The following is a 13,959-nucleotide window of genomic DNA, read 5'->3' on the forward strand; positions in this document are numbered from 1 at the left end:
TGAGTTTTTAAACTTCTCGCTGTAGTAAGTACACTTCAGAATTAAAATACCCTACCTTTTATTTTTAATTATTACAAATAAGGATAAAAATAAGAAATAAATAATCCGATAATTTCGTTTTTAAAATCTTCAAAGCCTTTGTCATATGGGCTTCTACAGCTTTTAAGGTCACTTGCATTTCTTCGGCGATTTCTGCATTTTTTTTATCTTCGTAACGTTTTTTTATAAAAACCTCGCGGGTTTTGGGAGGAAGTTCACTAATCGATTCCTGAATTAAACGTTCTAATTCCGTTAATTCTAAAGTATCAAACTGAACCGAATTTAAGATTTCGATATCCAGTTCCCTTTCTTTCTGATTTAAAATCTCACTTTTAAATTTATCTTTCACCTTATTGTGCCGGATCATATTCAGACATTTCGATTTGGCATAAGTATACAGGAAGGATTGAATACCATTTACAGATTCAACAGTTTCTCTGTTTTGCCATAAATGAACAAATGCCTCTTGCGCAAAATTCTCAGCTTCGTCTTTATCATAAATAAACTGAACGCTGAACGCTGTAATTCGGCGAAAGTATTTGTCGTAAAAATAAGTGAAAGCAGTTTCGTCTCCTTCTTTGAAAGATTCAAAAAGATGTAATTCGAAACTGGTAGTATTGTTCATTATAAAAGGATCACTTTTTTAGAAAGCAATATAGGTAATTTATCCAAAAGACCTTTTTTGCCTGGAAATCGGCAAATATAAAAGTTTATTTATATTAATTCTAAATAAAATTTAAATAAAGATCGTTTTAAAAAATATTATTCAGAATAAGTGTAAAAAATGCCTTTATTTTATACGTTATAATTAAGTTTAGTATTGCTGTGTGTTTTTTGAACCATATAAGTTATAGAATCTCGATGTTTTTTTGAATTGTAAAAATCATATAAGGAAGTCTAATATGAACTTATACGTTAGAACCATTTTAATTATACGAACCAATTTTAATATGAACTTATATAGTGAAGCATTTTTATTAAAAAACAAAAATTGTGCGAAACAACTTTAATAGGTACTTATATAATGTATCAGGTAAAAAATTTCATACTCAAATATTGGTAACTAAATTTTAATTTGTATCATTGTAGTATAGAATAGTATAATAACTTAAAAATTTATTGAATGAGACAATATCCTTTCCTACTAAAGAGCCTGTTTCTGTCCGTTTTATTAACGGCATTTTTTTGCAATCCGGCTTTTGCACAAAATGATATCAAAATGACTTTTGGCAAAAACGGTACTATTACTTATGATGCAAAACAAAAAACAATTGCAGTAAGTCAATCCGGCAAAACTATATTTAGCGGAGCAAAAGCTTCAGTAGTTGTAAATGGTAAAACAATTTCAATAAGTTCTTATCCGAAAGCTGTTTTTGCAAAAGAAACTCTTAATGATGATTTAGGAAAAGGTCTAAAATATACGCTTACTTATAAAGATAAAAGTAAAGCGACGGTAGTTCAGAGTTTTTATACGTATAACGATCAGGACTATTTTATTACTCAATTAGAAATTTTGGGTAACGGGCAACAAATCGCAACCAACTATATTGCTCCATTAGATTTAGGAAAAATTGCTTTTGACAAAATAGAAAATCTGCAAACGGTTTTTGTTCCTTATGATAATGATGCCTTCATTAGTTATAACTCTAAAAAGTTAGATACCATTTCTTATAATACAAGTGCCGAAGTTGGAATCATATTTAATAATACTTCCCGTAACGGTTTTATCGTAGGTTCTCTTGAACATACAATCTGGAAAAGTGCCGTAAAAACGATCAATCAAAACAAACAACCTTTGTTTTCTGCCTGGGCAGGATATTCAGAAAAAGAGAACACACGTGATAGTATTGCCCACGGGATTGTAAAAGCGGATAAAGTTGCTTCTCCAAAATTTTTCGTAGGATACTATTCAGATTGGAGAAACGGTATGGAACAATATGCGAAAACAAATCGCATTGTAGAAAAGCCTTTTGTTTTTGCATGGGACAAACCAACTCCGGTAGGCTGGAACAGTTGGGGAGTTTTGATGGAGAAAATTAATTTTGAGAACACGACTAAAGTGGCTGATTTCTTTGCTAATTCAGTTCCGGAATTTCGTGTTGGCAATACCGCTTATATTGATCTTGATTCGTTTTGGGACAATATGGTTAAAGGTGGTTTTACCGGTGATTTTAGTAAACTAAAAGAATTTGCAGATTATTGCAAAAAGAAAGGTTTAGAGCCGGGAGCATACTGGGCGCCATTTACAGATTGGGGATGGAAAGATGGCCCAAACCGCAAAGCCGAAGGAAGTGATTATACGTTTGGAGAATTGTGGACAAAAACCGGAAACACTTATTTTGATTTTGATGGCGCGAGAGCGATAGATCCTACACATCCGGGAACGCTTAAACGTGTTGATTATGTGATTAATAAACTGAAAGAGTGTGGTTTTAAGATGATTAAAATCGACTTTTTAGGTCACGCAGCTGCCGAATCGACTTCGTTTTATGATAAAAATGTAACTACAGGAATGCGGGCTTATAAAGTAGGTATGGAACATTTAGTAAATGCGCTGGATGGCCAAATGCTTATTTATGCAGCAATTTCTCCAAACATGGCTACATCTCGTTATGCGCACATTCGCCGTATTGCATGTGATGCCTGGAAAACAATCGAGCAAACACAATATACCTTAAATAGTGTAAACTACGGTTGGTGGCAAACGTATTCATACGATTATATAGATGCAGATCACGTTGTTTTTGCTGATGTTACAGAAGGAGAGAACCGTGCGAGATTAATTTCGTCCGTTATTACAGGAACTTTAATTACGGGTGACGATTATAGCAAAGACGGAATCTGGAGCAAACGCGCAAAAGAATGGCTTCAGAATAAAGAAATACTTAAGATTGTAGAAAATGGTGTAGCGTTCCGTCCGGTAGAAGGGAACACAGGAAAGTTGACTACTGAAGTTTTTGAACAAAAAATAGGTAACGATTGGTACATCAGTATTTTGAATTACGGAAATACGAGTAAAACATATGCGCTTCCTTTAGAACGATTAGGCATAAAAAACGGAAATTATAAATTACACGATGTTTTTACTGCAGAAAATATTGAAGTAAAAAACAACACTATAAATCTAAGTCTTGGGGCTAAAGATGCTCGTTTATTTAAAATTGTAAAATAAATTACCGGCATGAATAAATACCTCTTAAGAAAAGCGATACTTGTATGGGTACTCTTTAGTGCATTCAATACAGCCAATGCTGCGGTAATATTGCCGTCATTCTTTACCGATAATATGGTGCTGCAACAAAAAAGTGCAGTTCCGTTTTGGGGAGAAAGCGACGCAAAATCAGTAAACATTAAAACTTCCTGGGATAAAAAATCATATACAGGCAAAGTAGTGAACGGCAAATGGAATGTAGTTTTGAAAACCCCAATTTATGGAGGACCTTATACGATTACCATAAATGACGGAACGATTAAAACGCTAAAGAATGTTTTGATTGGCGAAGTTTGGTTGTGTTCCGGACAGAGTAATATGGAAATGCCATTAAAAGGCTGGGGAAAAATTGATCATTATAAAGAAGAAATATCCAATGCCAATTATCCTCAAATACGATTATTACAGGCCGAACATATAGAAAGTACGCTACCATTAAATACACTAAAAGTACAACACGGCGGATGGAATGTTTGCAGCCCTGAAACCGTAGCTGATTTTAGCGCAACGGCTTATTTTTTTGCCAGAAAGATTTACAAAGAAAAAAATATCCCAATAGGGTTAATTCATTCTTCCTGGGGAGGAACACTAATTGAAGCATGGACAAGTTCCGGAGCGTTAACCACTATTCATGATTTTGATACCGAAATTCAGGCAATGAAATCGGAGGTTGATGCAGCAGCATTATTAAAAAAGTATAATGCTGATATGGAGGATTGGGAAATGAAATTAAGAGGTTCAGATCAAGGATTTGAGACTGGAAAAATAATTTGGGCAACACCCAATTTTGATGATTCATCCTGGAAAACAATGACATTGCCTTCATTTTTTGACAGCAACGGATTAGGCAATTTTGATGGTATTGTTTGGTTTAGAAAAAAGGTAACACTTTCAGAAAATAGTATAAAAAAAGACCTGATCATCAGTTATTATGCAGATGATGATGATATGATTTGGGTAAACGGAAATTATATTGGTGAAACCAAGGGATATAATGTAAAACGTCATTACACAATCCCCTCTCAATTTCTAAGAAAAGGCGAAAACACCATAACCATCAGGGTTTTTGACGGATCAGGAAATGGTGGAATTTACGGAGACGAAAACTTTGCTGCAAAATCAGAAAAAGAAACCATTTCGTTAGCCGGAGACTGGAAATATAATATTGGTGCAGATAGTAAAAATTTGCCTGCTAAACCGTATTTGGCTCAAGGCCAAAACAGACCAAGCGCCATATACAACGCAATGATCGCACCTTTGACAGATTATAAAATAAAAGGAGTAATCTGGTATCAGGGAGAAAGCAATGCAGAAAGAGCATACCAATATCAAAAGTTATTTCAGTTGTTGATAAACGATTGGAGGGATAAATTTAAAGATAAAAATTTGCCTTTTTTCTTTGTTCAGTTAGCCAATTACAAACAACAAAAACAAGAACCGGGAGAGTCAGATTGGGCAGAGTTGAGAGAAGCACAGTTTAAGGCTTTAAAGTTGCCAAACACCGGAATGGCGGTTACAACTGATATTGGGAACGGAGAAGATATTCATCCAAAAAACAAACAAGATGTTGGAGGTCGTTTGGCCAGTATAGCTTTGGCAAAAGTATACAATACCAAAATTGATTATTCCGGACCATTGTATAAATCCTATAGCATAAAAGGAAATACAGCTACAATAGATTTTGACTTTAATAAAAATATAAAAGCGCGAGACGATGCACTTAAAGGATTTAGTATAGCAGGATCAGACCAGAAATTTTATTGGGCAGATGCTAAAGTAGTCAAGGGAAAAGTTGAGGTATATTCTCAGGAAGTACCAAATCCGGTGTCTGTTCGCTACAATTGGGCTGATAATCCTATTGGGAATTTAACGAATGCATCAGGATTACCGGCATCATCGTTTAGAACAGATATTTGGGCAGGAATTACACAAGAAAAGAAATAGAAATAAAAATATAGTAAAAATGAAAAAACATATTACCACTTTAAGGCAATCTTTTGGGATAGCATTTTTTATGCTGGCGAGTTATTGCAGCCCGGTTACGGCGCAACAAATTATCTCAGTAAAAACAAAAAGTAATGCGCTTGTTTTGCAGGTAACTCCCGGAAAAGAATTGAACACCATTTATTTAGGAGAAAAACTGGCAAATGATTTTGAGTACGTAAAAATACAAGCTCAGTTCAAACAGGGAGTAGATTATTCGGGGATTTATAATGCAGCTTATACACCATCGGGTTCTAAAAACTTACTGGAGCCGGCAATTGCAGTAACGCATGCTGACGGAAATAATTCATTGGATTTATTATATGTAGAGCATAAAACAACAACAATAAGTACAGGGGTTTCTCAAACAGAAATTACATTAAAAGATAATGTATATCCGGTTGAGGTTCATATGTTTATTCAGTCCTACTATGATACTGATGTTATCGAGCAATGGACAACAATTAAACACACAGAGAAAAGTAACATTACTTTGAACAAATATGCTTCGGCTAATTTGTATCTGAAAGGATACAACAACTTTTATCTGAATCAATATCACGGAGACTGGGTAAAAGAAATGCAGCCTGAAGAAACAAAACTGACTCACGGTATCAAAGTATTGGATTCTAAATTAGGATCGCGTGCCAATTTGTTTCAGCCGTCGGTTTTTATGGTTTCTCTGGATAAACCGGCAACCGAGGATGAGGGGAAAGTTTTGTTTGCAGGTTTAGAATGGTCAGGAAATTTCCGTACAGATTTAGAATTGGATCCATTGAATAATCTTCGTGTTATTTCAGGGATTAATAATGCAGCGGCAGCTTATTCTTTGGCAAAAAACACAGTATTTACAACGCCTAAATTTTGGTATACATTATCTTCTAAAGGAAGAGGAAATGCAAGTCGTAATTTGCACGACTGGTCAAGGAATTATAAAATTTTAGACGGAAAAGGAAGTCGTTTGACATTGCTGAACAACTGGGAAGCTACTTATTTTAACTTTGATGAAGATAAACTAAAAGTACTTATTGCTGATAGTAAAAAACTGGGCGTTGATATGTTTTTATTAGACGACGGATGGTTCGGAAATAATTATCCTCGTAATAATGACGATGCAGCTCTTGGAGATTGGGATGTAAACAAAAAGAAATTACCAAACGGAATTGGAACTTTGGTAAAAACAGCCAAAGACAATCAGGTAAAATTCGGAATCTGGATCGAGCCTGAAATGGTAAGTCCAGCGAGTGATTTGTACAAAAAACATCCGGAATGGGTTATCAAACAACCAGGAAGAGCAGAACATTATTTCCGTAACCAATTGGTATTGGATTTATCAAACCCAAAAGTACAGGATTTTGTTTATGGAATTGTGGACAATCTTTTTACCGAAAATCCGGAATTAGCCTATATCAAATGGGATTGTAATGCAGTAATTTACAATGCGTACTCGAGCAATCTAAAAGACAAACAAAATAATTTTTATACAGATTATGTAACGGGATTGTATAATGTTTTGGAACGTATTCGTGCCAAATATCCTAAAGTACCTATGATGTTATGCTCCGGTGGTGGAGGAAGAGTGGATTATGCAGCATTAAAATACTTTACGGAGTTCTGGCCAAGTGATAATACAGATCCTCTGGAGCGCGTATTTATGCAATGGGAATACTCTTATTTCTATCCTGCTTTGACCATTGCTGCACACGTAACAGATTGGGGAAAACAACCCATAAAATACCGTACAGATGTTGCGATGATGGGAAGATTAGGTTTTGATATTGTAGTGAAAGACCTGAATGAAAAAGATTTGGCTTTTGTTCAACTAGCGATTAAAAATTATGGTGCATTGAGCAACACCATCTGGCAAGGAGATCAATATCGTTTGCAAAATCCTCTTGGTAATGATGCAGCAGCAGTGATGTTTGTAAATAAAAATGGTAACGAAGCAGTAGTATTTGGTTATTCAGTTAATTCTAGATACGAAGCGGGAACACATCTTCCGATAAAACTAAAAGGATTACAAGCAGGACAAAATTATAAAGTAGAAGAAATCAACGTATATCCGGATAAAAAGCCAGTTGTAGAGACTGCAACTTATTCAGGTGATTTTTTAATGCAGGTTGGAATTAATCCAAATGTGAATTCTTCGAATACAAGTGTTGTTTTAAAAATTACAAAGGCCTAAATCTCAAACATTAGTATATATTTGTATTATCATTTCTAAATAAATACCTATTAAAAACGTTTTATGAAGCAAATTATTCAGCAGATAAAAAATCTTGAATCTATAAATTCCTTCTCTAAACATGAACAATTGGTTCAGGGAATAATTAATTCTATTGATGAAAAAGTAGTAACCAAAGGAGATTTACTTCCGTCTGTAAATACTTTTATAAACGAGTTGGGGTTTGCGAGAGAAACCATTGCGAAGGCTTATAAAGAACTTGTTCATAGAGGCATAATCGAATCTAAAAACCGATTAGGGTATTTTGTTGCTACCAATGATGTGAAACAAGAATTAAAAGTCGCATTGCTGATATTTGCATTTGATATTTTTCAGGAAACGTTTTATGAGAATTTCAGAAAAGGTCTTGGAAAAAATATTCAGTTGGATATCTTTTTTCACCATAATAATTTTGATACGTTCGAAAGTATTGTTCAGAATATAAAAGGAAAATACGGAATGTTTGTTATTGCTCCAATTCCGAGTAAAAAAACGCCGGCTGTTTTAAAACAATTGCCTACCAACAGAGTATTACTGGTAGACCGTTTTATAGAAACAGATGAAGATTACAATTATGTTGCACAAGAGTTTGGAGATTCGTCTTACAATGCTTTTGTGCAGCTTAAAGATAAAATTAAAAAGTACGACGAAATCATTTTCTTTTTCAAACCATCGTCTGCAGAGCCTGATGAAATCTTAAATTCGTTTAAAAGATTCATGAAGGATTATGATATCAAAGGTGTTATAAAAGAAGAGTATGTGTCCGGTTCTCTGGAGAAAGGAAAAGTATATTTTACGATTCACAATCTCGAGCTTTGGGAAATGCTCAAAGACTCCAAAATAAAAGGACTCAAAATAGGTTCAGATATTGGTTTTATATCCCACAATGATGATATCGTAAAAGAAATCATCTTTGATGGCGTTACCACATTCTCAACTGATTTCTCTGAAATGGGAAAAAAAGCAGCTAATTTTGTTCTGAACCGTAAAAAAATTCAGGAGATTATTCCAACCATTTTAGTTGATAGAAATTCGTTGTAGTTTATGAGTGTATTGTCCATTGTTAGTTTTTTACTAATTACCGGTTTTATAGCCTTATTTTCAGCTTTAAAAACACGCACAAAAAAAGTACAAACCACGAACGGGCTTTTTTTTGCAGATCATAATAACAATTTTTTTATAGTAGGAGGAGCACTATTATTAAGTAATATTAGTGCAAATCAATTTATAGGCGAAAACGAATCCATATACACCAACAATATGAGCGTTATAGCATGGGGGGTAAGCTCTGTGTTTGCGATGTTGCTTGTGGCGGAGTTCTTTTTGCCTATTTATTTTCGTACCGGAGCCATGACAATTCCCGATTATCTGGGAAAACGTTACGATAATTCGACCAAAAAACTGGTGTCAATTGTATTCCTGTGCAGTTATATAGTAAATTTATTGCCAGCCGTTTTATATGGTGGTGCAGTTGCTCTTACCGGAATGTTCAATTTTTTACTGCCTTTGCAATTAACCTATTGGCAAAATATCTGGATTATGGTTTGGGTTATTGGCCTGACAGGATGTGCATATTCAGTTCTGGGAGGATTAAGGGCGATCTCTATAAGTGATACTATTTTAAGTGTTGGATTATTGACGATTGGAATTGCTTTTCCATACTTCGGATTTAAATTTTTAGGCAATGGCGATTGGTCAAAAGGATTCCATATTTTGCTTTCTCAAAATATAGAGCACTTAAATGCTATTGGAGGCGCTCATGATGAAATTCCTTTGAGTACCATTTTTACAGGTATGTTTATAATGAACCTTTATTATTGGGGAATGGAACAGTTTATCGTTCAGCAAGCGCTTTCGGCAAAAAGTTTATCACACAGTCAAAAAGGCATGGGATTAGCTTGTCTAGGCAAATTGCTTTGTCCTTTTATTATTAATATTCCCGGATTGATAGGCGTTCACCTTTATAAAAATCTTGAAAACACTGCTGAGGTTTTTCCTTTGGTTGTAAAAGATACATTGCCGGCTATTATGATTGGATTAACTGCTGCCGTTGTTTTAGGAGCAGCAATTAGTACTTTTAATGCAGGATTGAACAGTAGTAGTACACTTTTTGTCCTTAGCCTTTATAAACCCTGGTTAGAGAAAAGAAACAAAGAAGTTACAGAGAAACATTTGGTATATACAGGACGTAAATTCGAGATCATTGTTTCTGCTTTGGCCATGTTTTCGGCGCCTTTTATAATGTTTAGTAAAGCAGGTTTTTATACTTATCTGCAACAGCTTGGCGGAATGTTTTGTCTGCCAATTTTTACTATTATTCTGGTTGGTTTTGTTTCGAAAAAAGTCCCGCCGCAAGCCGCTAAAATCGGAATGATATTTTTTATATTTAGTTACATCATCTTTAATTATATATTGAATATTCAGTTGCATTATTTGCATATGCTCGCAATATTATTTGTTTTCACTACAATATGTATGTTGGCAGTTTCTAAGTTTTATCCTAATTATCATTATACCGAAATCAAACTTGAATCTGTTAAACTGTCTCCATGGAAAAACCGTTACTGGTATTTTGGCGCATTGTTGATAGGTATGATAAGTATATTCGTTTTGTTTTCGAAATGGGGAATAGCTTAGGAAAGGATCAGAGGAGCAAAGGGATAAAGGAACAAAAGGTTTTCTTGTAGAGACGTACAGTTTTTTGTACGTCTTTTTTTGTTCGGTACAACCCCAACAGGATTTTAAAACCTGTCGGGTTTAAGAGCGTAAAAATCTTCGGCGATAAAGGTTTTCTTGTAGAGATGCTTTTGCGTCTTTTTTTGTGTTCAATACAAACCCGACAGGGTTTTAAAACCTGTCGGGTTTAACAGCATAAAATTCTTCGGCGATAAATAATCTCTCTTATTTCTGGGATGCATAGGTATGGCAGCGTTCCTAAATATTGTCTTTTATAAGATAAAAGTTTAATTTTTTGGTAACAGAAAGATATTGTAGCGTATTATAAAGTGTTAAATACATTAAAAATTATGTGCTAAAATTCACAAATTAGTCTCTTTGTCAGATTATTAAGAATGGTTTTGAGGCTTTTATCGCTGTTTTTTTTGTGTTTTGTTTAACATTGTGCAAAATGTAATTTGTAAGTTTTGAATTACGAGATAATCTTCATTATCACTTTTTTATAAGAGATGGTGCTTATTTATGCCTGAGATTTCTCTATTTATTCCTTGGTTTATTTATTTTTTTCTTTTTAAAGTTTAAAATTTATACTAAAGCCGAAAAAAAAACTCGAAAAAAATATCAATTTCCTAAAACATAAATTTGGATGTTATGAAAATATTTGTATGTTTGTAATGTTGTAGTATAGTATAGTATAAGTCAATTCGTTTTCTCATATTTTAAATGCTCAATATTCAAAAAACCAAACAAAAGATTTTATTAACTAAAAACCAAATCATTATGAGAATTGCAATAAGATACTTATGCTTCTTAGTAGTTATGATGTCCGCCGGTACACTTTATTCCCAAACCATCACCGGTAAAGTTACAGATAATGAAAATTTACCACTGCCCGGTGCCACAGTACTTGTAAAAGGCACACAAAACTCAACCGTAACTGATATTGACGGAAGTTACAAAATTACAAATGTTAAATCAGGATCTTCTTTAGAATTTAGTTTTATTGGATTCAATTCACAAAGTGTTTCTGCCAATAATGCAGTTGTAAATGTTGCATTAAAACCAAGCTCACAGGAACTAAATGAAATTGTTATTGTAGGTGCAAAGGTAAAACGTAGCGATCTTACGGGTGCTGTGGGAAATGTTTCGGGCGATAAATTGACTGAAACACCAACGGCCAACGTTGTACAGGCATTGCAAGGACGTGCGGCTGGGGTTTATGTAACACAAAGTGGTAAACCCGGAGATAGTGGTGATATTAAAATTAGAGGAAATAACTCGATACAATATGGTACAAAGCCAATATTTGTAGTCGATGGTCTTATTATAGAAGGTGGATTCGAATCGATCAACCCGAATGATATTGCTAACGTTGATATTTTAAAGGATGCATCTTCTACAGCTATTTACGGAGCCAGAGGAGCAAACGGAGTTGTTGTAATTACGACCAAAAAAGGAACAAAAGGAGAAGGTAAAGTAAACTTTGATACCTGGGTTGGATTGTCTGAGTTTAGTAAAATGTTACCATTGATGAACGGTCAGCAATTATTTGATCTTAGAGTTGACGCTTTTGCGAATCAATACATGGATCAGAACCCAACAGGAGATCGTGCTGCTTATATCAACCAAATTAAATCTGACGGTTCTAAGGTATTTGCTCCTTATGAATTAGACTCTTATAGAAATGGTAAAAGTTATAATTGGTTAGATGAGATCAAGCGTACAGGTGTACAGACGAATTATAATCTTTCATTTTCTGGAGGCGGAGACAAAGGTTCCTACTTTATGAGTTTCAGTTATGCTGATCAGGATGGTTTACTTAAAAATTCTTCCTTTAAAAGATATAATGGTAAAATCAACCTGACACAAGATGTAAAAACATGGTTGCAGGTAGGTACAAATACTACTTTTTCAAATAGCAAAGCTACTTACATTAATGATAGTGCTTTTCCTAATGCTTTAGGAGCGAATCCTTTATTGCCAATTGATCCTAATGCAACGTATTTGAAATACGGAGATGCTTTAAATTCAGATGCTTACAATCCTATAAGAAGTTTAACTATAGATGATAATAGTACAAAGAACCGCTTGATGTCAAGTAATTACGTAAATATTAAAGCAGCTGAAGGATTAAATTTCAGGACTACTTTTTCTGTAGATGTTCTTGATCAGGCTAACTTTAAATATTATCCATCAGATACAGGACAATCGATAAGAAATTCTGCAAGCGGAGAAGCAAATCACTATAGATATAGTGAGTTAAACTACCAATGGGACAATACGGTAACCTATAATAAAACAATTGGTAAACATGATTTAAATGCGCTTGGAGCTTTCTCAATTCAAAAAAACACAAATAACAACTCTGAAGTTACTGCAAGAGGATTTGCATCTGATGATTTTACTTATATGTATTTGGATGGTGCTTCGCAAAAAAATAATTTCACACTTAAATCTGATTTTATAACGACAACATTAATGTCATATACAGGAAGATTAAATTATTCTTACGATAAAAAATATTTCGCAACCGTTACAACACGTTTAGATGGTTCTTCTCGTTTTGGAGGTAACAATAAGTGGGGAACTTTCCCTTCTGTGGCTTTAGGCTGGGATGTTGCTAAAGAATTTTTACAATCTGTAGAAGCTATCAAATTATTAAAACTTCGTGCAAGTTACGGTATTGCAGGTAACCAAAACATTCCTAATTATGCATATGTGAGTCAATACAGACCACAATATACTAATGGAACAGCAATATTAAGATCAGATGGTCGTTTGGGAAATCCTGATTTACAGTGGGAAAAACAAAAGCAATTTGATTTAGGTTTAGACTTTGCCTCGGCGAATAATAGATTGTCTATAACTGTAGATTATTTTAATACAACAAATGATAATTTATTAATGGAAAGAACATTATCAACCGTTACCGGATTCAAGAATATGATAGATAATGTTGGTACAATGGTAAATAAAGGAATTGAATTTGGTGCCACTTATAAAATCTTAAAACAAAATGATTTGAGTTGGGATGTTTCAGGAAATATTTCATCTGCTAAAAATAAAATTACAAAATTATATGGCGGAGCAGATGTAATTTACAAAAAGGGCGGTTGGACTGGTGTCGAAATTCAAAGAGAAGGAAATTTATTTGTGGGTAAATCAATCAATTCTATTTACGTTTATCAGTTTGATAAAATTGCTCAAACAGCTGATATGGCTGAAATCAGTAAAATTGATTTTGGAGGAAGAACAGTTAAACCTGGGGATCTTGTTCCTGTTGACAGAAACAAAGATGGTAAAATCGATGATAATGACCGCTATGTAGTAGGAAATACAGATCCTGATTTTTACGGAGGATTTGCAACTGATTTTACTTACAGAGGTTTTGGATTGAATGCTGTATTTGCTTACTCTTATGGAGGAAAAAAAATCAGTTCAGCTTACGAAAGTTATATGAATTCAGGCGGAATGAGCGCTGCTCATACAGATCTTTTAGATCGTTGGACACCGGAAAATACAAATACAAATGTGCCAAGAGCGTATTATGGTGGCGGAAGATTCAATACTTACGAAACATCACTGGCCATCCAGAATTCATCTTTCTTACGTTTGAATGCACTTACATTATCTTATAATTTACCAAGTCTGTTTTTAGAAAAAGTATATCTTCAAAATCTACGTCTGTATGTTACAGGATCTAATTTATTTACGATCACAAAATACAAAGGTTACGATCCGGAAGGTGGAGATGCATATCCTAATTCAAGAATGTTTGTTTTAGGCTTGAATGTTTCATTATAACAATTGTTTTGGCAATAATTAA

General features: G+C 34.1%; 7 protein-coding genes. 6 read left to right on the forward strand and 1 reads right to left on the reverse strand.

Annotated elements, in window-relative coordinates:
- Positions 1 to 64 precede the first annotated feature (64 nt).
- On the reverse strand, positions 65 to 664 hold the full coding sequence (locus QLQ94_RS14815; protein WP_271337141.1) for an RNA polymerase sigma-70 factor: 600 nt from the start codon (positions 662 to 664) through the stop codon (positions 65 to 67).
- Positions 665 to 1,162: 498 nt separating this feature from the next.
- Here QLQ94_RS14815 and QLQ94_RS14820 point away from each other — a divergent pair, with 498 nt between their 5' ends.
- The 6 genes from QLQ94_RS14820 (at position 1,163) to QLQ94_RS14845 (ending at position 13,937) form a co-directional block, all read left to right on the forward strand.
- Entirely contained in the window at positions 1,163 to 3,211 is a 2,049-nt protein-coding gene (locus QLQ94_RS14820) for an alpha-galactosidase (protein WP_427402820.1), read from the forward strand.
- A gap of 9 nt (positions 3,212 to 3,220) precedes the next feature.
- Positions 3,221 to 5,194 (forward strand): sialate O-acetylesterase, encoded by a 1,974-nt coding sequence (locus tag QLQ94_RS14825; RefSeq protein ID WP_271337139.1) that lies wholly within the window; start codon positions 3,221 to 3,223, stop codon positions 5,192 to 5,194.
- A gap of 19 nt (positions 5,195 to 5,213) precedes the next feature.
- Positions 5,214 to 7,418, forward strand: a complete 2,205-nt coding sequence (locus QLQ94_RS14830; RefSeq protein ID WP_271337138.1) for an alpha-galactosidase — start codon at positions 5,214 to 5,216, stop codon at positions 7,416 to 7,418.
- A gap of 63 nt (positions 7,419 to 7,481) precedes the next feature.
- Complete coding sequence (locus QLQ94_RS14835) at positions 7,482 to 8,498, forward strand: GntR family transcriptional regulator (protein WP_271337137.1); 1,017 nt, start codon at positions 7,482 to 7,484, stop codon at positions 8,496 to 8,498.
- Between the two features lie 3 nt (positions 8,499 to 8,501).
- Positions 8,502 to 10,094: a solute:sodium symporter family transporter gene (locus QLQ94_RS14840; protein WP_482497606.1), complete on the forward strand. Its 1,593-nt coding sequence runs from the start codon at positions 8,502 to 8,504 to the stop codon at positions 10,092 to 10,094.
- An 819-nt stretch (positions 10,095 to 10,913) separates the two neighbouring features.
- Entirely contained in the window at positions 10,914 to 13,937 is a 3,024-nt protein-coding gene (locus tag QLQ94_RS14845) for a SusC/RagA family TonB-linked outer membrane protein (RefSeq protein ID WP_271337135.1), read from the forward strand.
- The last annotated feature ends 22 nt before the right edge of the window (positions 13,938 to 13,959 follow it).

This window comes from Flavobacterium sp. B114r (assembly GCF_056824125.1).